Origin of the sequence: Flavobacterium cerinum, assembly GCF_024496085.1 — a bacterium.
Taxonomy (GTDB): Bacteria; Bacteroidota; Bacteroidia; order Flavobacteriales; family Flavobacteriaceae; genus Flavobacterium; species Flavobacterium cerinum_A.
The window spans coordinates 1,177,345-1,201,222 of sequence record NZ_CP101751.1 but is presented as its reverse complement, the minus strand read 5'-3'; the positions used below and the strand labels follow the sequence as shown (position 1 = coordinate 1,201,222).

At 38.4% G+C, this 23,878-nt stretch carries 26 protein-coding genes; 11 read left to right on the top strand and 15 right to left on the bottom strand.

Annotated features, from left to right (window positions below; translation table 11 throughout):
- Position 1: 1 nt before the first annotated feature.
- From NOX80_RS05395 to NOX80_RS05375, 5 genes are read left to right on the top strand one after another with little or no spacing between them, the layout of a single operon-like run.
- Positions 2-604 (top strand): thiamine phosphate synthase, encoded by a 603-nt coding sequence (locus NOX80_RS05395; protein WP_256552294.1) that lies wholly within the window; start codon positions 2-4, stop codon positions 602-604.
- An 8-nt stretch (positions 605-612) separates the two neighbouring features.
- On the top strand, positions 613-1,245 hold the full coding sequence (locus NOX80_RS05390; protein ID WP_256552293.1) for a thiamine phosphate synthase: 633 nt from the start codon (positions 613-615) through the stop codon (positions 1,243-1,245).
- Positions 1,232-2,002, top strand: a complete 771-nt coding sequence (locus NOX80_RS05385; RefSeq protein WP_256552292.1) for a thiazole synthase — start codon at positions 1,232-1,234, stop codon at positions 2,000-2,002. The genes NOX80_RS05390 and NOX80_RS05385 overlap by 14 nt, the downstream gene beginning before the upstream one ends.
- A gap of 16 nt (positions 2,003-2,018) precedes the next feature.
- Entirely contained in the window at positions 2,019-3,128 is a 1,110-nt protein-coding gene (gene thiH, locus NOX80_RS05380; protein WP_371926089.1) for a 2-iminoacetate synthase ThiH, read from the top strand.
- A gap of 7 nt (positions 3,129-3,135) precedes the next feature.
- Positions 3,136-3,846, top strand: a complete 711-nt coding sequence (locus tag NOX80_RS05375; protein ID WP_256552290.1) for a HesA/MoeB/ThiF family protein — start codon at positions 3,136-3,138, stop codon at positions 3,844-3,846.
- Positions 3,847-3,868: 22 nt separating this feature from the next.
- On the opposite strand, the gene aat is transcribed toward NOX80_RS05375, so the two are convergent.
- From aat to NOX80_RS05360, 3 genes are read right to left on the bottom strand one after another with little or no spacing between them, the layout of a single operon-like run.
- On the bottom strand, positions 3,869-4,519 hold the full coding sequence (gene aat / locus NOX80_RS05370; RefSeq protein WP_256552289.1) for a leucyl/phenylalanyl-tRNA--protein transferase: 651 nt from the start codon (positions 4,517-4,519) through the stop codon (positions 3,869-3,871).
- Positions 4,520-4,568: 49 nt separating this feature from the next.
- Positions 4,569-4,958, bottom strand: coding sequence for a DUF3127 domain-containing protein (locus tag NOX80_RS05365; protein ID WP_256552288.1), 390 nt, complete (start codon positions 4,956-4,958; stop codon positions 4,569-4,571).
- 48 nt (positions 4,959-5,006) lie between these two features.
- Positions 5,007-5,882: a flavin reductase family protein gene (locus NOX80_RS05360; RefSeq protein WP_256552985.1), complete on the bottom strand. Its 876-nt coding sequence runs from the start codon at positions 5,880-5,882 to the stop codon at positions 5,007-5,009.
- Positions 5,883-6,036: 154 nt separating this feature from the next.
- Between NOX80_RS05360 and NOX80_RS05355 the strand changes: the two genes are divergently transcribed.
- Positions 6,037-7,188 (top strand): sensor histidine kinase, encoded by a 1,152-nt coding sequence (locus NOX80_RS05355; RefSeq protein ID WP_256552287.1) that lies wholly within the window; start codon positions 6,037-6,039, stop codon positions 7,186-7,188.
- Here NOX80_RS05355 and NOX80_RS05350 read toward each other — a convergent pair.
- The 3 genes from NOX80_RS05350 to greA are packed head-to-tail and all read right to left on the bottom strand — an operon-like array spanning position 7,178 to position 8,961.
- A complete protein-coding gene (locus NOX80_RS05350) occupies positions 7,178-8,086 on the bottom strand; it encodes an SH3 domain-containing protein (protein WP_256552286.1) in 909 nt (302 codons plus the stop codon). The two genes, NOX80_RS05355 and NOX80_RS05350, sit on opposite strands and share 11 nt — an antisense overlap.
- A gap of 3 nt (positions 8,087-8,089) precedes the next feature.
- Entirely contained in the window at positions 8,090-8,479 is a 390-nt protein-coding gene (locus NOX80_RS05345) for an HIT family protein (RefSeq protein WP_256552285.1), read from the bottom strand.
- Positions 8,480-8,484: 5 nt separating this feature from the next.
- Entirely contained in the window at positions 8,485-8,961 is a 477-nt protein-coding gene (gene greA / locus NOX80_RS05340) for a transcription elongation factor GreA (protein ID WP_256552284.1), read from the bottom strand.
- A gap of 160 nt (positions 8,962-9,121) precedes the next feature.
- Between greA and NOX80_RS05335 the strand changes: the two genes are divergently transcribed.
- Complete coding sequence (locus tag NOX80_RS05335; protein WP_256552283.1) at positions 9,122-9,544, top strand: Rieske (2Fe-2S) protein; 423 nt, start codon at positions 9,122-9,124, stop codon at positions 9,542-9,544.
- A gap of 73 nt (positions 9,545-9,617) precedes the next feature.
- Here the strand turns inward: NOX80_RS05335 and NOX80_RS05330 are convergent, their stop codons facing one another.
- The 6 genes from NOX80_RS05330 to NOX80_RS05305 all read right to left on the bottom strand — a co-directional run bounded on the left by NOX80_RS05330 (position 9,618) and on the right by NOX80_RS05305 (position 16,556).
- Complete coding sequence (locus tag NOX80_RS05330; RefSeq protein ID WP_256552282.1) at positions 9,618-11,822, bottom strand: TonB-dependent receptor; 2,205 nt, start codon at positions 11,820-11,822, stop codon at positions 9,618-9,620.
- 287 nt (positions 11,823-12,109) lie between these two features.
- A complete protein-coding gene (gene arfB, locus NOX80_RS05325; RefSeq protein ID WP_256552281.1) occupies positions 12,110-12,514 on the bottom strand; it encodes an alternative ribosome rescue aminoacyl-tRNA hydrolase ArfB in 405 nt (134 codons plus the stop codon).
- Between the two features lie 6 nt (positions 12,515-12,520).
- Positions 12,521-14,608: a DUF4301 family protein gene (locus NOX80_RS05320; protein WP_256552280.1), complete on the bottom strand. Its 2,088-nt coding sequence runs from the start codon at positions 14,606-14,608 to the stop codon at positions 12,521-12,523.
- Entirely contained in the window at positions 14,569-15,192 is a 624-nt protein-coding gene (pnuC, locus tag NOX80_RS05315; protein WP_256552279.1) for a nicotinamide riboside transporter PnuC, read from the bottom strand. The genes NOX80_RS05320 and pnuC overlap by 40 nt, the downstream gene beginning before the upstream one ends.
- Positions 15,193-15,194: 2 nt before the next feature.
- Entirely contained in the window at positions 15,195-15,914 is a 720-nt protein-coding gene (locus NOX80_RS05310) for a geranylgeranylglyceryl/heptaprenylglyceryl phosphate synthase (protein ID WP_256552278.1), read from the bottom strand.
- Positions 15,915-16,556, bottom strand: coding sequence for a 4'-phosphopantetheinyl transferase family protein (locus tag NOX80_RS05305; RefSeq protein WP_256552277.1), 642 nt, complete (start codon positions 16,554-16,556; stop codon positions 15,915-15,917).
- Positions 16,557-16,718: 162 nt separating this feature from the next.
- On the opposite strand from NOX80_RS05305, the gene ahcY reads away from it, so the two are divergent.
- Positions 16,719-18,035 carry an adenosylhomocysteinase gene (gene ahcY, locus NOX80_RS05300; RefSeq protein ID WP_256552276.1) on the top strand — a complete coding sequence of 439 codons (1,317 nt, stop codon included), beginning with the start codon at positions 16,719-16,721 and terminating at the stop codon, positions 18,033-18,035.
- A gap of 168 nt (positions 18,036-18,203) precedes the next feature.
- Here ahcY and rpmA read toward each other — a convergent pair whose 3' ends face one another.
- Positions 18,204-18,464 (bottom strand): 50S ribosomal protein L27, encoded by a 261-nt coding sequence (rpmA, locus tag NOX80_RS05295; RefSeq protein ID WP_136403778.1) that lies wholly within the window; start codon positions 18,462-18,464, stop codon positions 18,204-18,206.
- Between the two features lie 23 nt (positions 18,465-18,487).
- Positions 18,488-18,850, bottom strand: coding sequence for a 50S ribosomal protein L21 (gene rplU / locus NOX80_RS05290; protein ID WP_256552275.1), 363 nt, complete (start codon positions 18,848-18,850; stop codon positions 18,488-18,490).
- 201 nt (positions 18,851-19,051) lie between these two features.
- On the opposite strand from rplU, the gene NOX80_RS05285 reads away from it, so the two are divergent.
- Positions 19,052-20,377, top strand: coding sequence for a M16 family metallopeptidase (locus NOX80_RS05285; protein WP_256552274.1), 1,326 nt, complete (start codon positions 19,052-19,054; stop codon positions 20,375-20,377).
- Positions 20,378-20,390: 13 nt separating this feature from the next.
- Positions 20,391-22,433, top strand: coding sequence for a M16 family metallopeptidase (locus NOX80_RS05280; RefSeq protein ID WP_256552273.1), 2,043 nt, complete (start codon positions 20,391-20,393; stop codon positions 22,431-22,433).
- 74 nt (positions 22,434-22,507) lie between these two features.
- On the opposite strand, the gene NOX80_RS05275 is transcribed toward NOX80_RS05280, so the two are convergent.
- A complete protein-coding gene (locus NOX80_RS05275; protein WP_256552272.1) occupies positions 22,508-23,371 on the bottom strand; it encodes a DMT family transporter in 864 nt (287 codons plus the stop codon).
- A 118-nt stretch (positions 23,372-23,489) separates the two neighbouring features.
- Here NOX80_RS05275 and NOX80_RS05270 point away from each other — a divergent pair, with 118 nt between their 5' ends.
- Positions 23,490-23,867, top strand: coding sequence for a heavy-metal-associated domain-containing protein (locus NOX80_RS05270; protein ID WP_256552271.1), 378 nt, complete (start codon positions 23,490-23,492; stop codon positions 23,865-23,867).
- Positions 23,868-23,878 lie beyond the last annotated feature (11 nt).

The following is a 23,878-nucleotide window of genomic DNA, read 5'->3' as shown; positions in this document are numbered from 1 at the left end:
CATGATTGTAATAACCAGTCCCGATATCGTAACAAACGAATTTGATTGCATTTCCGAAATGTTTCAAGGCGGCTTATCTCTTTTGCATATCCGAAAACCGGGTTTTTCGGTAATCGAAATGCAACATTATCTCGATCGGCTTCCTGTTTCGTTCCGAGATAAACTGGTATTACATCAACATCATGAACTCACAACAGCATTCGGAATTAACCGCATGCATGTTCGCAAGCAAGATCGCATATTTTTCACACCTGACAGGCTTTCAAAACCTCTCAGGTGTTACTCCACCGGAACACATACTATTGAGGAATACAACAACTTATCCGATCGTTACCAATATGCTTTTTTGAGTCCTGTTTTTGAAAGTATATCCAAACCCGGTTATCAATCAGAAAAAAACATCTTAACGAGCTTGGCAAACCGAACAAATTACAACACTCAACTAGTCGCTTTAGGCGGAATTGATGCTTCAAACATCAGACCAGTGCTAAAAAAAGGCTTTGATAACATCGCACTTTTAGGCGCGATATGGAACAGTGATGATCCGGTATTGAGTTTCCAAAAATGCCGTGATGAATTTAACACCGTTAAGAATCTGAAATAAAAAATCGTATGCACAATAAACTTCAGTATATATCACAGGGGAATACCCTAAACGAACAACTTTTCCATATTGAATCCGTATTGCATAATGGCGGCAAGTGGATTCAGGTTCGCTTTAAAAACGGAACTGAAAAAGAGCGATATCTTCTGGCAGAATCAGCAAAAAAAAGCTGTAAAAAACACAATGCCACATTGATTATCAACGATGATGTGGCTCTTGCAAAGGAGATCAATGCCGACGGTGTTCACTTGGGATTGGATGATATGGCCATATCAAAAGCGCGGCTAATCCTGGGAAAAGAAAAAATCATAGGCGGAACGGCAAATACACTACAAGATGTCTTTCAACGCTATCATGAAAAATGTGATTATATCGGCTTAGGTCCGTTCCGGTTTACCGACACCAAACAGCAGTTAAGTCCGATTCTGGGTCATAACGGTTACTTCACTATAATGCAACTATTAAATGACCTGGACTATACAATTCCGGTTTACGCGATAGGCGGAATTACTCTTAATGACATTGATTCTCTACTTGAAACCGGGATACACGGTATAGCCGTATCCGGTATGATTACTAATAATTCCAACCAAAAACAACTACTAACACAACTCAATCAAAAACTATATGAATCCTCTTAAAATTGCAGATAAAACGTTCCGTTCCCGTTTATTTCTCGGAACCGGTAAATTCGGTTCATCCGCTCAGATGGAATCCGCCATCCTTGCTTCAGAAAGTGAACTGGTAACGGTAGCATTAAAACGTGTTGAACTAAATTCAAAAGCGGACACTATTTTAACTGCTCTAAATCACGATCACATCCATCTTTTACCCAATACATCCGGAGCACGGAATGCAAAAGAAGCTATTCTTGCCGCTCAACTGGCCCGTGAAGCAATGGAAACCAACTGGCTAAAGCTGGAAATCCATCCCGATCCTAAATACCTGTTACCCGATCCTATTGAAACATTAAAAGCAACCGAAGAACTCGCCAAATTAGGTTTTATAATCCTGCCTTATATTCACGCTGATCCGGTTTTATGCAAAAGACTGGAAGAAGTCGGAACGGCAGCTGTAATGCCGTTAGGAGCACCGATCGGAAGTAATAAAGGATTAAAAACACAGGACTTTCTGGAGATTATTATCGAACAGAGTACTGTTCCGGTGATTGTCGATGCCGGAATCGGAGCGCCATCGGATGCTGCAAAAGCGATGGAACTGGGAGCCGATGCCGTTCTGGTTAATACTGCAATTGCGGTAGCCGGAAATCCGCAATTAATGGCCGAAGCTTTTAAAGAAGCTGTCATTGCAGGACGAAAAGCTTACGAAGCACAACTCGCACCGATTACCAAAAACGCCATAGCATCCAGTCCTTTGACTTCTTTTTTACACGAATAAATAATGCCATATGAACATGTCTTTTCAATCCATTTTTGAGCACTATGACTGGAATACCATTCAATCCAGAATTTACGGAACAACAACGGAACAGGTAGCACATTCGTTAGCCAAAAACAAGCGAAACCTGGACGATTTTATTGTCTTACTCGCTCCGGCCGCACAACCTTTTTTGGAGCAGATGGCACAAATAAGTCATTCACTGACCAAAAAGCGCTTCGGAAAAACCATTCAGATGTACGCTCCAATGTATTTAAGCAACGAATGTCAGAATATATGTACCTACTGTGGTTTTAGTTTCGACAATAAGTTAAAACGACGCACACTGACTCGTGATGAAATCACTCATGAAACCGCTGCTTTAAAAAACATGGGATTTGATCATGTATTATTAGTAACCGGTGAAGCCAATTATACTGTAAACATTGATTATTTCCTAAAAGCAATTGATCAGATACAGCATGATTTTTCAAATATCTCTGTTGAAGTACAACCGTTATCAGAATCGGAATACAAACAATTGCATGAAGCCGGTGTATATTCCGTTTTGGTTTATCAGGAGACCTACCATCGGGATGTTTACAAACAGTATCATCCGAAAGGTAAAAAGTCCAATTTTGATTTCCGACTGGAAACGCCGGACCGAATCGGTTTGGCCGGTATTCATAAAATCGGACTAGGTGTTCTTTTAGGTTTGGAAGACTGGCGTACCGATAGTTTTTTTAATGCCTTACATCTTGATTATTTACAACGCACGTACTGGAAAAGTAAATTTTCCGTTTCTTTTCCCCGATTACGTCCGGCCGAAGGTATAATCGAACCGAATTTCATTATGGATGACCGCGATCTGACACAGCTTATTTGCGCTTACCGACTTTGGAATGAAGATCTTGAGCTTTCGATCTCTACACGTGAAAATGAAAAATTCCGGGATAATATCATACCGATTGGTATCACCAGTATGAGTGCCAGTTCCAAAACCAATCCCGGCGGTTATGTTGTAGATCCGCAATCGTTGGAACAATTTGAAACCAGCGACGAACGTCCGGCCGATGTGATAGCCGCAATTATTAGTAATAAAGGATACGAACCTGTCTGGAAAGACTGGGACAATAGCTACAGATAATGATACGATGATTACAATACAGGATTTTTTACGTTATAACCGACAGATGATGCTACCCGAAATCGGTGAATCCGGTCAGCAAAAATTAAAAGAGGCAAAAGTTTTAATAATAGGAGCCGGAGGTTTGGGTTGTCCGATACTCCAATATCTCGCTACAGCCGGTATTGGTACTATCGGCATAGTTGACTTTGATCTTGTGGAAATACACAACCTACACCGTCAGATTTTATACCGGGAAGCTGATTTAAATCAGCCGAAAGCGATGATTGCAACTAACATTACCCGGCAACTCAATCCGGAAATTAAAGTCATAACCTATAATGAAAAGCTAACCGCTAACAACGCCGCTTCCGTTATTCAGGATTTTGATGTGATTATAGACGGTTGTGATAACTTTACTACTCGTTATCTGGTAAACGACACTTGTGTCAATCTTAAAAAACCTTTGATTTACGGCAGTATTTTAAAATTTGAAGGACAAATTGCTGTTTTCAATCACAACAAAGGCAAGCAATTACGGGACTTATTTCCCGAACCACCCAATCCCGAAGACGTACCTAATTGCAGTTTAAATGGCGTTATGGGAACTTTACCGGGAATCATCGGAACTATGATGGCACATGAAACGCTAAAACTAATTATAGGACTACCGGTTTTACATAACGAACTGGTACTTTTTAATACGCTATCGTGGCAGTTTACGAAACTGAACTTCTGATATAAATACGCCTGACAGATGTTTAAAACCTGTCAGGTGTTTTATTCAATACTTTCATAAAACTTTCTCTGTCGACTTCAAATGCCCCGAGGCTTTCCAGATGTTCGTTATAAACCTGGCAATCCAGTAACAGATAGTTATTCGTTTTCAGATATTCGACAAGCTTAATAAACGCTACTTTCGAAGCATTCGACACTTTAGAAAACATACTTTCGCCACAAAAAATATGGCCCAGATCCACGCCATATAATCCGCCGACAAGCTGATCGTCCTGCCAAACCTCAACGGATTGCGCATGACCAAGTTCATGAAGCGTACAATAGGCTTCAATCATATCATCAGTAATCCAGGTACCGTTTTGCCCTTCACGCTTTATTGTCTGACAATTGGAAATCACACTGCGAAAATCCTTATTGAAGGTTACAGTAAAAATATTCCGGTTTAGAATGTTGCGCATGCTTTTAGAAATAACCAATTCATCGAAAAGCAACACCATTCTCGGATCCGGTGCCCACCAGGTAATCGGTTCACCGTCTTCAAACCAGGGAAATATTCCGGAGTTATAAGCCAACAATAACCTTTCCGTTGACAAATCACCGCCAACAGCCAATATACCGGAATAATCCGTTTCCGATACCGGAGGAAAATAAAGTTCTCTTGTTAAAAAATACATGGGTTAAAAAAATAAATCCTGATCGTATAATCAGGATTTTATTATGAGATTAGAACGGTAAATCGTCGTGCTCTTCTTCGTTAAAGCTTGAAGCCGGTTCAAAAGCATCTGCAGCCGGTACCGGAGGCATTTGTTGTGCATATCCGCCACCTGCCGGAGCTTCTGCCTGCATTCTTTCAATTCTCCATCCCTGAATGGTATTGAAATATTTAGCTTCTCCCTGTGGGTTAACCCATTCTCTTCCTCTCAGGTTTATCGATACTTTAACTTGCTCTCCTACTTTATAACTATCCAGTAATTCACATTTATCCTGAGTAAACTCAACCATAATATGTTGTGGATATTGCTCTTCTGTAGTTACAACTAACTCTCTCTTTTTAAAACTGGCACTGATTTGCTGTGTTCCGTTAATCACTTTTATTTTCCCTGTAACTTCCATAGTAAAAAAATTAATTGTTTATATAGTGAGGCTTATAATAAACCCGTTTTATTGTTTTGATAAAAGCACTTTCCAGGCGGTCAGCACTTCATTATTATCCAGATGTTCTTTTGCTTTCCGGTGTTTCTTGGTTTCGTCATCGGCACTGATAACCGCTTTAACCGCAAAATTTTCTTTTACAAAGATAGCAATCTCTTCTTCGGTTGGCAATGCTTCCACATTACCTAATTTCCCCAAATCATTACCATCGAATACCGGACTCTCTTTGATAAAATCAGGAATAGCATCCACTCCAACTCCTAATGTCGTTAATGGCTTTTCTACTTCAAAAAGTCCCATATTGGCTCTTGAATACCAATTTCCGCCCATACGGGAAACCAAATCAATTTTATACTGATCGATTGTTCCGTTTTCATCTAATATGGCTTCATCGATATGAATTTTCACCACTTCACAAATGATCAGATTTCCGGCTCCGCCTTCCGTTCCTAGTTTTACAATATCGTTTACTTTGCATTCAAATTGTACCGGGCTTTCGCCAACACGATATGGTTTTACAACATCTGACGGCACCATTGTCAAACCGGACTTTAGAAATTCATTTACTCCGTCACCATACTCGGTACTGGATAAAGAGGCTTGTTGTACAATCGGATAATTGACAATATTGATCACCACTTCTTTCGTTTGCTCTGCATTGATTAAAGTATGCTTTACCGTATTGTTACGTACTCTTCTTGCCGGTGAAAAAATCAATATCGGCGGATTCGAACTAAATACATTAAAAAAGCTGAACGGTGATAAATTCGGGTTTCCGTCTTCGTCAATTGTACTGGCAAAAGCAATCGGTCTCGGGCCAACAGCACCTTGCAGATACGCTTGTAATTTCATCGGATTTAACTCCTTTGGATCGACACTAAGCATGGTTCTAAAAATTTTCACAAATATACTTTTTTAGCCCGAATGAAAAATACAAATTAGCGACTTAATCCTGAAAATTTAGAACTCATTCGCATTTCCCGTTCTTCTTTTTGCTCCCTTATATCTTTTCCTTATTTTTAACGCAAATACTGTACGCATGAATCTTTCCGAAAGACGTAACCTCATCCGCTGGGTCATTATACTGGGCTCCTTTAATATTCTGGTTTTTATATTATGGAATACTTATACTTTTTTTCAGAAGTTTAAGGAAGAGGAACGTTTAAAGATGGAACTTTGGGCTACGGCGACCAAAACCCTAAACAATGCCGATGAGAATACAGAAGTAGAACTTCCGTTTCAGATTCTGAGTAATAATACAACTATCCCGATTATCCAGACGACTGATAAAGACAGTATTCTAAACATGATTAATGTCGAAAAAGAAATCAGTGGCGATTCAGCACGATCAAGAGCTTTTCTAAATAAATTGCGATCCGAGAACCAACCTATTATAATGAATTTAGGCGGTCAGAATCAATATTTGTATTACGGCAATTCGTCGTTACTGACCAAGTTGAAGTTCTATCCGATTGCTTTGGTATTAATCGGATTGTTTTTTAGCGGTATGATTTTCAGTTTTTACCGGGCCAGCAAAATGGCAACGCAAAATAAACTTTGGGCCGGTATGGCTAAAGAAACCGCTCATCAGATCGGAACTCCTTTATCATCACTAATCGGATGGTTAGAAATCATGAAAGCCGACAATGTTGACGAAACTACGGTATCTGAAATTGAAAAGGATATTAATCGTTTACAAACTATTACCGACCGTTTTTCTAAAATCGGCTCCGAACCGGTTTTGGAAGATCACGACCTGATACAGGAAACCGAACAGTCTTTTGAATATTTACAAGCCCGAACTTCTAAACAGGTTGAGTTTACTTTCCACGCTCCGGATTATCCGATTCATATTATGATGAATCCGATTTTACATAGTTGGACAATCGAAAATCTCGTAAAAAACGCAATCGATGCGATGAAGGGTAAAGGAAAATTAAACATCACAATCGAAGATACCGAACGGTTTGTAAAGATTAAAGTGAGTGATACCGGAAGTGGCATTCCTAAAAAGCAATTTAACAGTATATTCGATCCCGGGTTTACAACTAAAAAAAGAGGTTGGGGACTTGGTTTATCGCTTACCAAGAGAATTGTAGAGGAATATCACAACGGAAAAATAAAAGTGGCGCATTCCGAGATCGGAAAAGGCACCACGATGCAAATCACTTTTAAAAAGGCTATTGTTTAACCAATTCCTGACGTAACAGGCTTTTCTTAATTAGTTTGGCCTGTTCTCCGTCCCAACTATAGGTTTCTTTCCATGATTTTTCGAGCATAACGGATTCGTTATCATTTGTACTTTCCTGCTCTTCCGCTTCTTCTATAACTTTATAGATAAAGCCTTGTTTTCCACCGGGTTCGTTCGGGAAAATAAAATTTTCGGAATAATAATAGACACCGGCATCACTTACTGCCATTTTTTCCGGCATCAGTAATAGTTTTGTTCCGGTCCATCCGAAATAAAAGAAATAGGTGGGAATACCACAAGCTTCACCACTAAAACTAATTCTATATAGCTTTTGAATATTCTGAAGCCCGAAATTCCCCATAAGTTCTTGTCGGTAGTAATAACTCTCCGTAATATTTTTTCGGATTTCCTTACTATCCAAAAGGACATTCGACTTATCTAAGACTTTAGCAGCAAGAACAAATTCCTGCTTTTCATAATCTTCTTCTTTACGGGTATTGATACGCTCCAGAACCGTCATAAAAGTAAGTCCTTCGGATTCTTTAAAATCGAGTGCCAGAAAACCCAACCACAAATATCCTTTTTTGGTTTCGTTTCCGGATCGATATTGAATCTCCACCCAGTCCATATTAATTCCTTTAATTTTCTGGACAGCGCCGGTACGTTTTTTTACCATTACTTTATTACCCAGTTGTAAGGAATCTACAAGTTTTCCGGAGGTAGACGGTAAATCGCGGACATAACAATTTTTTACTCCCACAATTCCTTCTTTTTCTATCGTGTTATCCTCTTCAGAAAAACCGATATTTTTACCGTAAATCCAGTAAACACTATGATTATCCTGAGCAAATACACATCCGGAAATCAGGAAAAGAAAAATAAAAAATAGTTGCTTCATTCATTAAAGATTACCCGCAATAGCTTGCGCCAACTCTTCAAACTGTTGTGGTGTTAAACTGGTTTTTCGTTGAAAACGCATATCATCCATATCCTGTAATGGAATTAAATGAACGTGAACATGTGGCACTTCCAATCCTACAACAGCCATTCCGATTCTTTTACAAGCAACTGTTTTTTCAAGTGCTTTGGCAATTTTTCTGGAGAAACGCATTAATTCAAGATAATGCTCTTCTTCCATATCGAAAATCTTATTGATTTCCTTTTTCGGAATACACAATGTATGGCCTTTCGCATTCGGATTAATATCCAGAAATGCCAGGAAATTATCATCCTCCGCTACTTTATAGCAAGGGATTTCACCGTTTATGATTTTAGTAAAAATGGAGCTCATCGTATTTAGTCTCTTGAGATTTCTAAAATTTCGAATTTTAATGTTCCGTTTGGCACCTGGATTTCTGCAATTTCACCTACCGATTTTCCTAAAAGTCCTTTTCCGATCGGAGAAGTAACTGAGATTTTACCCGTTTTTAAATCAGCTTCACTTTCAGCTACCAAAGTATATTTCAATTCCATTCCGTTGGTTTGGTTTTTGATTTTTACCGTCGACAATACCAATACTTTCGAAACATCCAGTTGTGATTCGTCAATTAAACGTGCATTTGCCAAAACCTCTTCCATTTTAGCAATTTTCAACTCCAAAAGCCCCTGAGCTTCTTTAGCTGCATCGTATTCTGCATTTTCAGACAAATCTCCTTTATCTCTTGCTTCGGCAATAGCCTGTGATGCACGAGGACGTTCCACACTCTTTAACTGATCCAGTTCATCCCTTAATTTCTTTAATCCTTCCGCAGTATAATAAGATACTTTACTCATATTTTCGTCGTTTATATAAATAGAAAAAATCCCATCGGAAACGGGATTTACGTCTACAAAGATATATTTTTTATTTATTTCGTTTTTAATTAATGCTTAATAGCACAAGTCAAAGTTAATTAATTTAAATTTGTTTTTCAATTGTTTTACCAGATTTTATATGAAAAAATACATCCTTTTATTGTTTTTAACGGCTTTGATCGGGAGCTGCAGCAAAGACAGTGTGGTTAACAACAATAACCCTTATCTTCCAAATTATCCGGTTTCGATGACGATCAACATTAACCTTCCGGCTTATAGCTCGCTTCGATTTACAAACGGTTATGCTTATGTCTCAGGACCGGCTGCCGGGATACGAGGAATTATTCTATTTAAAACCGGAACCGGAATCGTGGCTTTTGACCGCGCATGTCCTAATCAGTCCTTAAGTGACTGTTCAACGATGGAAGTAGAAGGTATTAATGCCGTATGTTCCTGCGACAATAAAAAATACAGTTTATACACCGGAATAGGTGACGGACAATATCCGATGAAGCAATACCGTGTAGAACAAACCGGTGATATGCTTAGAGTATACAATTAAAAAAAGGCTGTCTGAAGACAGCCTTTTCTATTTTATTACCTCATCAGGTTCTTAAATCTGACAGGTTATACTATTAAAATTTCAGTGTTAAACCACCCATAAAGTTAATTCGTGCCTGCGGATAATACCCCACACCTTCGATTGTCGTAACCTGGTTCGGATTTGACCAATCATCATCATACGTATAGAAGAAGCCGTTAGACTGGTATTTTGTATTGAAAATATTATTTACCAATCCGGTAATCACGATTGATTTAAAGATTTTTTTCGGCTTGATTTCGTAAATAATATTAAAGTCGGAAACTGAATACGATTTTAAGATCGATTTTTCAGCGTCCACATTCCCCATATATTGATTACCAACAAATTTCGACAGTAAGCTCACTTGCAGATTTTTCATCGGCAACCATGTAATCGCATTTCCGGCAATAAAATCAGGAGAGAACGCGATGTTCGTTGTTCCGAAATTATGCATTTCACCATCTTTATTTGCTGTAAAGTCTACAATTTTATTCTGACTGATCGTTGCATTCTGACGGATCAACCATTTCTCCGAGATAAAGATCGTCGCATCTAATTCCAATCCGACACGGTAGCTATTATCAACATTAATTCTTTTGGATTCTCCCACATCATTTAATGCTCCTGTTAACACCAACTGATCCTTATATTTCATGTAATAAGCATTCAGATTCAGCTTTGCCACTCGGGAAGCATAACGCCATCCCAACTCATAGTCATCCATTTTTTCCGGCTTCGGAACATTTCCTTCGTAGTCATTACGATTAGGTTCACGACTGGCTTTCGCATAAGAAAAATAGAAACTGTTTTTAGGATTCAGCACATAATTCACCCCTGCTTTCGGATTAAAAAAACGGAACGTATCATCCACTAATCCCGTTTTGACAGCATTTGCCTTGTAGTTTACGTTTCGGTATTGCAAATCGCCGAACAGACTTAATCCTTTTGCAACATCATAAGTCGCTTTCGCGAATACGTTCATATCCGTTTTAATTCCTTTGTCGTCATAAAAAAGCTGACCGTAATCATAAGCCGCTTTTTCTTTCACCCATAGCAACTTTCCAAAATGTCCGCCTTCAAACTTATTGGCTCCACCACCCACAATTACATCCAGATTATCCGCTTTGTAATTTGATGAAAAGGTAAATCCGTAGAAATCGTTATCCAGCCATTTCTGATTGATTAAATCCGATCTGGAAATCGTTTGTCCGCCTTCCACAAAAGGTGTCAATCCGAACTCCGAGAATTTCCCGCTTCTTTTATAACTTTCGTAATAACCTTTTCCTTTCGTATAATGCAATGCAACATTAGTTGACCAATTATTACTCCATTTCTCATTCCAGTGCAATTGATAATGATCCTGATTAAAATTATCCGTTTGATTATCGTAGAATTTCACCTGGCCGTTATCATCAAAATACAAACCGGAAACATTAAACCTCGGATTGTTATCCAACATATTTTCATCCAGTCCTAAATCTTTTAAATCTGCACCATCCAAACCGTTCCACGACTGGTATGTTTTTTCCGATCCACCAAAAACCAACGCTTTAATTAATGTCGACTTTCCGACATAAGTTCCCTGAAGAAAATATGATTTCAGATCTGAAGAAGCGCGATCGATATAACCATCAGAATTGATTTTAGACAATCGTCCGGCCAATTCGAACTTATCTCCTAACAAACCGGAACTAAATTTTACCGTATGTTTTCGGGTGTTGAAACTTCCGAAAGAATTCGCAATTTCTCCATATCCTTTTTCCGAATAGCTATCCGTAAGCATATTTAAACTTGCTCCGAAAGCACCGGCACCGTTTGTTGATGTACCGACACCTCGCTGTAACTGAAGACTTTCTACAGAGGAAACAAAATCCGGCATGTTCACCCAAAAAGTTCCCTGCGATTCCGAATCGTTATACGGAATACCGTTGATCGTCACATTCACACGGGTTGCATCGCTACCTCTCACCCGGATTCCGGTATAGCCGACACCATTTCCGGCATCGGTAGTAGTTACCACAGAAGGCAGGTAATTCATCAGAACCGGAATATCCTGTCCCAGATTTCGTTCTGATAATTGTTTCTTTCCGACATTACTAAACGTAACCGGAGTTTTATCGGCTGCACGTACTGCCGATACCAATACTTCGTCCAGTTGTTTGGTTTTAGTTGTGTCCTGAACGGTTTTTTCCTGCGCGAAAAGCATAACCGGCTGAAGGCAGACTAACGCCACAACGGATTGTAATACTGTTTTCATTCGTAAAGTTTTACGAATAAAAGGGGTAATTATTCTTGATTAATAAAAAATGATGTTCCACGACATACACGAATGCATTGCAATCCGGATGTCTTTTTCCCTAAACAGCATTACCTGTTCCAGGTTCATTGGGTATGATCTCAGCTCGATTGCCCGATTAGATCCGGCGATAAGCACCCCTTTGAGACAGGACAAAATTATAAAAAGAAATCAGATAAAATTTACTTTGACTGAAAAAATCCTAAAAACAACAAAGTAAAGTTCCATTCGGTTACAGAATTCCCAATTTAATCGACATTAGGTTTTCTCCGCGATTCTTTTTTCTGCGCCTGAACTCTTTTATTTTGAATACGTTTTTTAACGGCTGCATGTGGAATTTTGGTCGCTTTTCGTTCTTTATCCACTTGCATTGCCTGTTGTAACAGCATTAGAAAACGAGCTGTTACGATTTCTTTATTCTTTAACTGACTTCTGCTTTCACCGCAACTGAGCAGCAACACACCGTCTTTCGTTAATCGGTTAGCCAGTTTATTTATTACGGTACTTTTTTCTTCTTCCGTAAACGCCGCTGAATTAGCCACATCGAACAATAGCTGAATTTTAGTCGCTACTTTATTCACATGCTGCCCTCCTGCTCCGCTACTTCTAACAGCTTTATAGCGCAACTCACTAAAAAGAATCTCTTTTTTCATTTGATTTTATCGCGGCTGATGTGCCGGTTTTAGTAAATCATTAACCGTTTTTACCGGATTAAACGTTAAAAGCGGAACTTCTACAAAAACCGTGATCCAGTTAGACATTGCTCCATTCCACAAGCCCGGTAATTCATAGGCTTTTATATCTTCACATCCTTTGGTTTTCTGTACTATAAAACCGGTATTATGATCTACAAAATCGTCCAGCTTAAACTTCTGCCCTTTATAATCTTTTAAACCGCAAACCAGATCAACCGGATTGAAATGAGTCGACACATTAAGAATCTGTGCCTGTTTTTTATTTTGCATATCCACCTGAGACGATTCGACGATTTGCAGTGAATGCATCCCTTCTTCACCCGTTACCCAAAATGGTCCGCCGCCCGGTTCTCCTTCATTCTTCACCATACCACAAATTCGTATCGGTCGGTTTAGCAATTGAAACAACTGGCTTTTCTGATTTTCAAATGTATATTTTGAAAAATTTCGGGGCAATACAATATTCAGCTTCTCCGTTACAAAAGTGATAATTTTCTGAAGTGTTCCCGGATCATTTGTAGCTTCTATCGTCTTCAGACTTTCAAAAATTTCTTCCTGAAGACTGATCAATAAACCGCCTAATAATTTTTTATAATAAACAATTCCATCAAAATGATTAAAGCACACATTGTCGATATTTTTAACAAACACAATATCACTCTTCAATCTATTTAAATTCTGGATTAATGCTCCGTGTCCTCCCGGACGAAAGAAAAGCGAATCATCTTCCAATCGGAACGGTATATTATCCAGATTAACCGCTAAGGTATCCGTTGCTTTATGCTGAAACGAATAGGACACTTCCACATTATTTTTAATATTCGAAACTACTTCCTGAAAATTTTCCAGATGTTCTTCTGATACCGTAAAATGGATATGCGCCTTTCCATTAACATTAGTATAGGCTTCCGCTTCTTTAAGATGCTTATAAATCGGTGTTGTTATCGCTTCTTTTTCCTGATGAAAAGGCAAAACGCCCTTTGGTTTATTTAGAAAATCAAATTTAGCAGGAGACAACATCGTTTCAATAAAACGGAAATATTTTTCATCCTGAGAAAACTGATCAAATCCATCGTATTGTAATTTTGTTTCCTCCAATACCGAATTATAGAAAGGAAATTTTTCTATTCCAACCAAAAACACAGATAATTCAGATGCTTTTTTCCGGTTCACATAAGCATTGATCGTTTCTTCATGTAATTTAAATTCATTTAGAAAATCTACCAAAAACTTAAACATTCTACTGGCCGCTCCTGAAGCCGGAACCAGTTTTTCTATAGAGAAGCGCTCTTTACGCGCTTCAAAATAGGCCACCAATTCCTGTTCTTTTTCCTGATCAAAATGCCAAATGCCATCCTGAACCGTTGCAATTTTATGAAGATTAATTTTGGCAATACCCTCATTAAAGAACGTCAATTGTCGTTCGATATCCTCGATATTTGTTCCTCTGTGCCACATCTGTAAAAAATCGGCAGAAGTAAATCCGAGTTTTTTAGCTTTCAGTAACATCTCGACTGCTTTAACCGCCTTCTCATAGCGTTCCGCCTGATTGCCTGAAAGAATGATATAGGGCTTATTATTTTCAATTAAGGCTTTTTCAAAAATCTCGAAGGTTTCTTTTCTCTTTTCAGGGCGATCTCTCAAATCGTCTTTCTCCCAAGGTACATCGACATCCGTAAGAAAAAACAGATCATAATTGTGTTCCCGTGCTGCATCATCCAGTAGTTCATCACAAAATCCGTAATAGATTTCCGAGAACACTTTGGTTACCATAAGATTGGTATCACAGAACAACAATTTATTTGCAATTTGTACTGCTTCATTTTCCAACTTCATCTGTCCGATTGCAATCGGAAGCATATCATGCTCATCGCAGATTTCCTGTTTCTGATCCCATTTCTGTTGTAGATATTCCCTTGCAAATTCCGGAATCCAAATGGTTTTAAAGTGTTCGGCCAATTGTTTCGACAAGGTTGTTTTCCCTGTACTTTCAGGGCCGTACATGGTTATTTTTATAACTTTTGAGTATCGCTGTTTAAGATCTTTCTCCATTCTAAGTAGGCCGATATTGCCAATATTGTAAATATTAAATACTGTAACGACAACATCCCTAGCCCCCTATATGCATAAAGCGGTACTGCAATAATGTCGCCGATTATCCAGAGCGTCCAGTTTTCAATTTTTTTATTGGCCATATACCACATTCCGGTAAAAAATAGCCCTGACGCCACTATATCAACATAGTTTTCGTGTTTTATCTCATAATCAAAGAGATTATAGATTGCGAAAATTATAATAATTGTTATGAAAAACAATACAAATCCGATAATTTTTTCTGTTAACGTTGTTCGCGATATAGCCAATTGATCAACGTTTGTTCTTTTTCGTGCCCAGTTATACCAACCGTAAATACTCATAACAGAGAAATACAGATTAATCATCATATCGCCCAAATAGCCCGCCTGAAACAGCAAATAGACCGTTATCGTAGTCGCAATCAGTCCGGTAGGATACACCCAAATATTTTCTTTTTTGGCATACCAAACACTCGCAATTCCAAATACAAAGGCTATAAATTCCAATACAATTTGCAGTACCGAAGCATTTTTATAGGCGTTTAGAAAAAACTCTACCATAATTACAAATCAGAGAAAAAATCATTATTCTTTTCGAATGCCGTTCCGATTACCACCAGCGTCGCACCGGCTTCATACACCTGATCCATCCAGGCTTTAGAGCGTATTCCGCCTCCAACAATAAGCGGGATATCGATATTTTGCGAAACCATTCGTATCATGTCCAACGGAACCGGATGTAAAGCACCGCTTCCTGCCTCAAGATAGATCATTTTATGACCGATCATTTCACTGGCCAAAGCCGTTGCCAAAGCAATCTCCGGCTTATCATTTGGGATTGGTGTTGTTCCGCTGATATAGGAAACCGTTGTTTGTTTACCGCTTTCTACCAACATATAACCGGTTGATACCACTTCTAATTTTGATTTTTTAAGTAACGGAGCTGCCTGAACCTGCTGTCCGATCAGGTAATCCGGATTTCTCCCGGAAATAAGGGACAAAAACAATATGCCGTCAGCCAGATCGGTTATATGAGAAGCACTACCCGGAAATAACAATACCGGCAATGTCAATTTATTCTTAAGCAGGGTAATAATCGTATCCTGTCGGTTAGCAAACAACAGACTTCCTCCGATAAATATATGAGTAGCTTCAGACAACGCGATTTTTTCTACCAGTACTTCCAATTCGTCTATTTCGACTTTATCCGGATCGAGTAAAATAGCCAGCAATCGCTTTCCTTGTTGTTTTGCCGTTATTATCTGTTTGTAAATCTCCCCCATCTAACCACATTTATCTTGTTCTAAGGCATAGACCAATGTAAAGTCTTCAATTTCTTCGAAATAAAATTCGAATTCCTTTTTAAAATTATCTTTTTCTACAGTCGCCGTTCCTTTTTTCTCTTCCATTGTAAACGGGTTTACCGTCATATTATCTTTAAAACTAAGGCTTCTGGAATTACACATCTTATATTTAGCTTCTTTTGCTCCCCAAATTACCGTTAACTTCCGAATATAATCCGGTGCGGTTTTATCCAGAAAAGCAAATTCCGGGTCGATAAATTTATCTGCAATCTTGCTGATCTTTTCCCGTTGCAACTCCATATCAATACCTACATTATACGACCCGACAATAATTGCCGAAAAATCATAGGAATGCGTTATTGAGATATTTTTTCCATCACTAAGATGCGGTTTCCCAAATGCATCATAGTATAAGTCCAGATCGGTATATCCCAAAACTTCAAATAAGTTTCGAACACTGAGAAATCCTCTCTGATGCTGTTCCGATTTCATCCCTTTAACCCTTGCCAGACTAGAAGCTTTTAACGGTTTATCCCGGAATAATTCATCCAGTGACTCCGTAATTTTCCAGATTAAAACCCGGGTATCGGGAGCTATTACTATTGTTTTATAAAGGGGCATTATCGCGAAGGTTTAGACATGGAACCTATTATTTTTTATTTACCTGATAACAAAATTGTTAGCTTTTTAAGCGAATACGAAATATCCTGTCATCCTTTCAATTTTAAAAACTAATTCCGTAAATTTGCACTAAATTTTTTGTAATTACAAATAATATAGCAGATGAGCACAAAAACATTGCCTTTCGTGGCTTACAAAGTGAAAGATATTTCTCTGGCTGCCTGGGGAAGAAAAGAGATTGAATTAGCGGAAGCTGAAATGCCAGGATTAATGGCACTTCGCGCAGAATATAAAGAGGAGCAGCCTTTAAAAGGTGCTCGTATTGCAGGATGTCTTCACATGACAATCCAAACTGCGGTTTTAATTGAAACACTAATCGCTTTAGGAGCTGAAGTTACCTGGAGTTCTTGTAATATTTTCTCTACTCAGGATCAGGCTGCAGCAGCAATCGCAGCAACCGGAGTACAGGTTTATGCCTGGAAAGGACTTAACGAAGAAGAGTTTGACTGGTGTATTGAGCAGACCTTATTCTTCGGAGAAGACAGACAACCGTTAAACATGATCTTAGATGACGGTGGTGATTTAACCAATATGGTAATTGACCGTTATCCGGAATTAATCCCCGGAATCAAAGGATTGTCAGAAGAAACAACTACAGGTGTACACCGTTTATACGAAAGAGTTAAAAACGGAACATTACCAATGCCTGCTATCAACGTAAACGATTCGGTTACTAAATCGAAATTCGACAACAAATACGGATGTAAAGAAAGTGCTGTGGATGCTATCCGTCGTGCTACAGACGTTATGTTAGCCGGAAAAAGAGTTGTAGTTTGCGGATATGGTGATGTTGGAAAAGGTACTGCTGCTTCTTTCCGCGGAGCCGGTTCTATTGTAACCGTTACTGAAATTGACCCGATTTGTGCTTTACAAGCTGCAATGGACGGTTATGAAGTAAAAAAATTAGACACTGTTGTAGCTAATGCCGACATCATCATTACCACAACCGGAAATAAAGATATCGTTATCGGAAAACATTTCGAAAAAATGAAAGACAAGACCATCGTATGTAACATCGGTCACTTTGACAACGAAATCGACATGGCATGGTTAAACAAAAACCACGGTGCTTCTAAAATTGAAATCAAACCTCAGGTTGACAAATATACAATCAACGGAGTAGACATCATTATCTTAGCAGAAGGACGTTTAGTAAACTTAGGATGCGCTACAGGTCACCCAAGCTTTGTAATGAGTAATTCTTTCACGAACCAGACCTTGGCTCAGATCGAATTATGGAAACACAGTGACAAATATGAAAATCAGGTTTACATGTTACCAAAACACCTTGATGAAAAAGTGGCGGCTTTACACCTTGCAAAATTAGGAGTTGAGCTGGAAACTTTAAACGCTGAACAAGCAGCTTATATCGGTGTTGAAGTTGCAGGACCTTTCAAACCGGAATACTACAGATATTAATCCCCAAAATATTCTGTACGAAAATGACCTCAACTTTTTGAGGTCATTTTTTTTACCTTATCCAACCTGACAAGTTTATTTTGGATTTGTCCTTCAGAGCAATACCAACAAAAAAGCCCGTTTCTAAGAAACGGGCTTTTCGTATTTTCTTTTGTAAGAAGTTAATTCTTATGCTTCGAATGGAATTACAGAAACGAAAGATTTGTTATCACCTTTTTTCTGGAACTTCACCACTCCGTCAACTTTTGCATGTAAAGTATGATCTTTACCCATGTAAACGTTTTCTCCCGGATTGTGCTTAGAACCTCTTTGTCTTACGATAATGTTTCCAGCAATTGCAGCTTGACCACCAAAAATCTTAACACCTAAACGTTTCGATTCTGATTCTCTACCATTCTTGGAACTACCGACACCTTTCTTGTGAGCCATGACGTATTAGTTTTTAATGTTAATTATTCTTCTGTAGCTTCCGCTTTTTTAGTCGCTTTTTTCTTTGTAGCTCCACCTGCAACGATACCTTCGATTACAATTTGAGTTAAAGATTGTCTGTGACCATTTTTCTTTTTGTATCCTTTTCTTCTTTTCTTTTTGAAAACGATAACTTTATCACCTTTTAAGTGTTTTAACACTTTGGCTTCTACTGAAGCACCTTCTACAGCTGGGGCGCCTAAAGTTACATTTCCGTTGTCATCTAATAAAAGAACTTTGTCAAAAGTAACTTTAGTTCCTTCTTCAGAAGCCAAACGGTGAACATAAACCTTCAGGTCTTTGCTTACTTTGAATTGTTGCCCTGCTATCTCTACGATTGCGTACATAACAATAATGTTTGATTAATTTTTAAGAGTGCAAATATACAACTAATTCTTTATGAAACAACCATATACCTTTAATTTTACAGAAACGTATTATTTTGACAATAAAAAGTCGCATATTTTCCACAAAACAAATCAATTAAATGTAACATTTTCCCGAAATTGCACACCTATATCGTTATCAAAAATAAATTACTAATTTTTATGAAAAAATCTTTAATGGCTTTGAGTTCACTTCTGATGCTTGGCAGCGTAGCTTCGGCGCAGAAAGTAGCGTTTGAAGAATACAATTTAGACAACGGACTTCATGTGATTTTACACAAAGATCCTTCGGCTCCGGTAGTGGTTACTTCTGTAATGTACCACGTAGGTGCCAAAGATGAAAACCCGAACAGAACGGGATTCGCTCACTTCTTCGAACACCTTTTATTCGAAGGGACCAAAAACATCGCTCGTGGTGAGTGGTTCAAAATCGTAACAGCCAACGGTGGAAACAACAATGCCAACACGTCTGATGACAGAACGTATTACTATGAGGTTTTCCCTTCCAACAACCTGGAACTGGCTTTATGGATGGAATCGGAAAGATTAATGCACCCGGTGATCAATCAGATCGGTGTAGACACTCAAAACGAAGTTGTTAAAGAAGAAAAAAGGTTACGTGTAGACAATCAGCCATACGGTAATTTATTTACAGAAGTTAAAAAGAACATCTTTAAAAATCACCCGTACCGTTGGGCTCCTATCGGTTCAATGGAACACCTTGATGCCGCTACACTTCAGGAATTTCAAGCTTTCAACAAAAAATTCTACATTCCTAACAATGCTGTTTTAGTTGTTGCCGGTGATTTTGATTCTGCTCAGGCGAAAGATTGGATCCAACGTTATTTCGGTCCGATCCAAAAAGGAACTCCAATTAATCGTGAGAAATTCGAGGAAGCTCCGATCACACAAACGATTCACGCTACTTACGAAGATCCGAACATCCAAATCCCGATGGCAGTTACTGCTTACAGAACACCATCTATGAAAACACGCGATGCACGAGTACTGGATATGATTTCTTCTATCTTATCTGACGGAAAAAGCTCAAGATTGTACAAAAAGATGGTCGACGAGAAAAAGATGGCATTACAAATCGGTGCTTTCAACTACAGCCAGGAAGATTACGGTGTATACTTTATCTATGGTTTACCTTTAAGCCCGAATACTCCTGCTGACCTTATTAAAGGTATGGATGAAGAAATCACCAAATTACAAACAGAATTAATTTCTGAAAAAGATTTCCAAAAATTACAGAACAAATTCGAGAACCAAAACGTAAACAGCAATTCCAATCTGGAAGGTGTTGCCGAAAACCTGGCTTCTTACTACCTGCTTTATGGTGATGTTAACTTAATTAATACAGAAATTGACATTTACCGTTCCATTACCCGTGAAGAAATCAGAGATGTGGCCAAGAAATATTTGAATCCGAACCAACGTTTGATTTTAGATTATACTCCAGCAAAAGACAAAGCACAAAACTAAGCAGCCATTCATCATGAAAAAATTTATATATATAGCAGCGAGCTTGTTTTTATCGATTACTATGCAAGCACAAGACAGACCTCAACCAAAACCGGGGCCGGCGCCAACAATTAATGTTAAAAAGCCGGAAACCTTTACTTTGAAAAACGGATTAAAAGTAATGGTAGTAGAAAACCATAAATTACCGAGAGTTTCCTACACATTAACATTAGACAATCCACCTTATGCTGAAGGCGACAAAAAAGGTGTTGCTGATTTAACCAGCAGCATGATCGGAAAAGGCACTCAAAAAATCGCTAAAGATGCTTTTAACGAAGAAGTAGACTTTTTAGGTGCTAACATCAATTTCTCTTCAAACGGAGCCAGCGCAAGCGGATTATCCAAATATGCCGGCAGAATCCTGGAATTAATGGCCGATGGTGCATTACACCCTGTATTCACACAAGTGGAATTCGACAAAGAGAAAGCTAAATTATTAGAGGGAATCAAATCTCAGGAGAAAAGTGTTACCGCTGTTGCTTCAAGAGTAGAAGATGTTCTTGCATTCGGAAAAACTCACCCAAGCGGAGAATATTTAAGTGAAGAAAGCATCAACAAAGTAACGCTTAACGATGTTATCCTAAACTACAATACCTATTTTGTTCCGGGTAATGCCTACCTTGTTGTTATCGGAGATGTAAGCTTAAAAGAAACAAAGAAGACAGTTGAAAAACTTTTCGGTTCATGGAAAAAAGCGATCGCTCCGCAATTGACTTATTCTGATCCTAAAAACGTTCAGTATTCTCAAATCAACTTTGTAGACATGCCAAACGCAGTACAATCAGAAATTGCTCTTGTAAACACCGTTAATCTTAAAATGACGGATAAAGACTACTTCGCTACATTATTAGCTAACCAGATTCTTGGTGGTGGTGGTGAAGGAAGACTATTCCTTAACTTACGTGAAAAACACGGATGGACTTACGGCGCTTATTCTTCTATCGGAGCAGGAAAATACGTAACTAAATTCCGTTCTTCCGCTTCTGTCAGAAATGCTGTTACTGATAGTGCTGTTGTAGAATTTTTCAACGAATTAAAACGCATTAAAACCGACTTGGTTTCTGCTGAAGATCTAAAAAATGCTAAAGCGAAATACATCGGAAACTTTGTAATGCAAATTGAAAAACCGACAACTATTGCACGTTATGCTGTAAACACTGCTACACAAAATTTACCTGAGGATTTTTACGAAAACTATATCAAAAACATCAGCGCTGTAACACCGGAAGATATCCGTAATGCAGCGAACAAATATTTCTTAGCTGACAACACCCGAGTAGTTGTAGTTGGAAAAGCAGCTGATGTATTACCAGGATTAGAATCTTTAAAAATTCCTATTTTCTATTTTGACAAATACGGAAATCCTGCTGAAAAACCAACTGTGAACAAACCTATTCCTGCCGGAGTTACCGCAAAAACGGTTTTTGACAACTATATCAAAGCAATCGGAGGAGAAAAAGTTGTAGCCGGAGTAAAATCGATTGCAACAACTGCTACTGCATCAATTCAGGGACAAACTTTAGAATTAATCAGCAAACACACTTCCGATAACAAATCGTTAATGGAAATGAAAGTAGCCGGAATGTCAATGTCTAAACAGGTTATAAATGACAAATCAGCTTATGCCGTTCAACAAGGACAGCGTAAAGATTACACAGCAGAGGAATTCAAAGAGAAAAAAGAAAGTGCTGCCGCGTTCCCGGAATTAGCTTATGCTAAAAGAACCGACCTTAAAATCAAAGCGATCGAAAACATCAACGGAAGTGATGCTTACGCTATTGAAAACGGTAAATCGACTTTATATTACGATGTAAAAACCGGTTTAAAAATCGGCGAATCTAAAACCATGGAAAGAGGTGGTCAAAAAATGACACAAATGGTTTCTTACAGCGATTATAAAGAAGTAAAAGGAATAAAAGTTCCTTACAAAACGATTATGAATGTAGGTATGGATCTTGATTTTACTACATCTGACGTAAAAATCAACGAAGGAGTAACCGCTGCTGATTTTCAATAATCAATAGCTTTCCTATACTAAAAAGGGGCTGTTCTCAAAATTGAGTCAGCCCCTTTTCTTTTTTATAACTCTTATTATTTACGAGCTGAAAAATAAACTCCGATTAAGATAATCACCGCTCCGACTATCTGAAACAATTCCATCTTTTCATGATCCAATACGCCCCAAACAAAAGCAACAACCGGAATCAGATAGGTTACCGAAGAAGCAAAAATAGGAGACGACATTTGAATTAGCCGAAAGAACACAATATTAGCAATACCGGTACCCAATACTCCCAAAACAGCAATATACATAGCTGATTCCCTCACCTCAACTTTATCCATCACCTGAAAGAAATCGGTACAAAACAATACCGCAAAAGCCGGAATCATCAGCACCAAAAAATTACCGGTTGTAATACTCAGTGAATTTACATCCGAAAGGTATTTTTTGATCAAATTTACATTCATCGCATAGCAAACTGCGGCAATCACAACCAGAATCGCAAAATAATAATTCTGTCCCGGGTTATTCTTCGCTCCGGAATAAATCAGGACAACGCATCCGATCAACCCGATCAACACACCAAAAAACTGTCTGCGTTGAAATTCTAATCCAAATACAAATGCACCTAACAGCAAGGTATTTAAAGGTGTCAGGGAATTTAAAATTGCACTGGTTGCACTACTGATTTCCGTTTGAGCAAACGCAAACAGAAATACCGGCATAAAAGTCCCCACGAATGCCGTTAAAACTATATACTTCCATTTCTCCGACGGTATTTTGGTAAGACTTCGAAAGCCAACGATCAGCAAAAAAAAGGCTGCAAATAAAATCCTTAATCCTCCCAATTGGAAAGGCGTTAATCCAATCAGTCCCTTCTTGATCAGGATAAACGAACTACCCCAGATTAAAGAAAGCCCGACTAACAATATCCACTTGATCTGTTTTGTCATTTTTTAGTATTTTTTTAAGACGTAAAAGTCTAACAATAAAACGGGAAAACGTGCATTTTTTTATAATTTTGTAACGCGCTACAAAAGAGCTTTTTAATAACAAAAAAAAACATCCGCTATGAATATCACTAAAAAAATAGCCGTACTGACATTTGCAACTTTCGCATTAGTAAGCTGTAAAAAAGAAGAGAAGAATACTACTGAAGGCACTGTTGCAACAGAAAACACTAAAGAAGTTGCTGCTAAAATGGAAACAGCCAGCTTTACTATCGAAGGAATGACCTGTGCGATGGGTTGTGCTGCGACAATCGAAAACAAATTGGGACGTCTTGACGGTGTAACATCGGCTAAAGTTGATTTTGAAACCAAAACGGCTACTGTGGAATTCGATGCAAACAAGCAAACAGCAACTACATTAACACAAACTGTTGAAGGTGTAGCTGACGGAAAAACATATAAAGTTTCTCATATGAAATCAGAAGCTAACAAAGCGTAACAAACTGCTTG

Excerpts from the sequence above, each read along its gene's own strand:
- NOX80_RS05395 (WP_256552294.1), top strand. The coding sequence starts at position 2 with ATGATTGTAATAACCAGTCCCGATATCGTAACAAACGAATTTGATTGC.
- NOX80_RS05390 (WP_256552293.1), top strand. The coding sequence starts at position 613 with ATGCACAATAAACTTCAGTATATATCACAGGGGAATACCCTAAACGAA.
- NOX80_RS05385 (WP_256552292.1), top strand. The coding sequence starts at position 1,232 with ATGAATCCTCTTAAAATTGCAGATAAAACGTTCCGTTCCCGTTTATTT.
- thiH (WP_371926089.1), top strand. The coding sequence starts at position 2,019 with ATGTCTTTTCAATCCATTTTTGAGCACTATGACTGGAATACCATTCAA.
- NOX80_RS05375 (WP_256552290.1), top strand. The coding sequence starts at position 3,136 with ATGATTACAATACAGGATTTTTTACGTTATAACCGACAGATGATGCTA.
- aat (WP_256552289.1), bottom strand. The coding sequence starts at position 4,519 with ATGTATTTTTTAACAAGAGAACTTTATTTTCCTCCGGTATCGGAAACG.
- NOX80_RS05365 (WP_256552288.1), bottom strand. The coding sequence starts at position 4,958 with ATGGAAGTTACAGGGAAAATAAAAGTGATTAACGGAACACAGCAAATC.
- NOX80_RS05360 (WP_256552985.1), bottom strand. The coding sequence starts at position 5,882 with ATGCTTAGTGTCGATCCAAAGGAGTTAAATCCGATGAAATTACAAGCG.
- NOX80_RS05355 (WP_256552287.1), top strand. The coding sequence starts at position 6,037 with ATGAATCTTTCCGAAAGACGTAACCTCATCCGCTGGGTCATTATACTG.
- NOX80_RS05350 (WP_256552286.1), bottom strand. The coding sequence starts at position 8,086 with ATGAAGCAACTATTTTTTATTTTTCTTTTCCTGATTTCCGGATGTGTA.
- NOX80_RS05345 (WP_256552285.1), bottom strand. The coding sequence starts at position 8,479 with ATGAGCTCCATTTTTACTAAAATCATAAACGGTGAAATCCCTTGCTAT.
- greA (WP_256552284.1), bottom strand. The coding sequence starts at position 8,961 with ATGAGTAAAGTATCTTATTATACTGCGGAAGGATTAAAGAAATTAAGG.
- NOX80_RS05335 (WP_256552283.1), top strand. The coding sequence starts at position 9,122 with ATGAAAAAATACATCCTTTTATTGTTTTTAACGGCTTTGATCGGGAGC.
- NOX80_RS05330 (WP_256552282.1), bottom strand. The coding sequence starts at position 11,822 with ATGAAAACAGTATTACAATCCGTTGTGGCGTTAGTCTGCCTTCAGCCG.
- arfB (WP_256552281.1), bottom strand. The coding sequence starts at position 12,514 with ATGAAAAAAGAGATTCTTTTTAGTGAGTTGCGCTATAAAGCTGTTAGA.
- NOX80_RS05320 (WP_256552280.1), bottom strand. The coding sequence starts at position 14,608 with ATGGAGAAAGATCTTAAACAGCGATACTCAAAAGTTATAAAAATAACC.
- pnuC (WP_256552279.1), bottom strand. The coding sequence starts at position 15,192 with ATGGTAGAGTTTTTTCTAAACGCCTATAAAAATGCTTCGGTACTGCAA.
- NOX80_RS05310 (WP_256552278.1), bottom strand. The coding sequence starts at position 15,914 with ATGGGGGAGATTTACAAACAGATAATAACGGCAAAACAACAAGGAAAG.
- NOX80_RS05305 (WP_256552277.1), bottom strand. The coding sequence starts at position 16,556 with ATGCCCCTTTATAAAACAATAGTAATAGCTCCCGATACCCGGGTTTTA.
- ahcY (WP_256552276.1), top strand. The coding sequence starts at position 16,719 with ATGAGCACAAAAACATTGCCTTTCGTGGCTTACAAAGTGAAAGATATT.
- rpmA (WP_136403778.1), bottom strand. The coding sequence starts at position 18,464 with ATGGCTCACAAGAAAGGTGTCGGTAGTTCCAAGAATGGTAGAGAATCA.
- rplU (WP_256552275.1), bottom strand. The coding sequence starts at position 18,850 with ATGTACGCAATCGTAGAGATAGCAGGGCAACAATTCAAAGTAAGCAAA.
- NOX80_RS05285 (WP_256552274.1), top strand. The coding sequence starts at position 19,052 with ATGAAAAAATCTTTAATGGCTTTGAGTTCACTTCTGATGCTTGGCAGC.
- NOX80_RS05280 (WP_256552273.1), top strand. The coding sequence starts at position 20,391 with ATGAAAAAATTTATATATATAGCAGCGAGCTTGTTTTTATCGATTACT.
- NOX80_RS05275 (WP_256552272.1), bottom strand. The coding sequence starts at position 23,371 with ATGACAAAACAGATCAAGTGGATATTGTTAGTCGGGCTTTCTTTAATC.
- NOX80_RS05270 (WP_256552271.1), top strand. The coding sequence starts at position 23,490 with ATGAATATCACTAAAAAAATAGCCGTACTGACATTTGCAACTTTCGCA.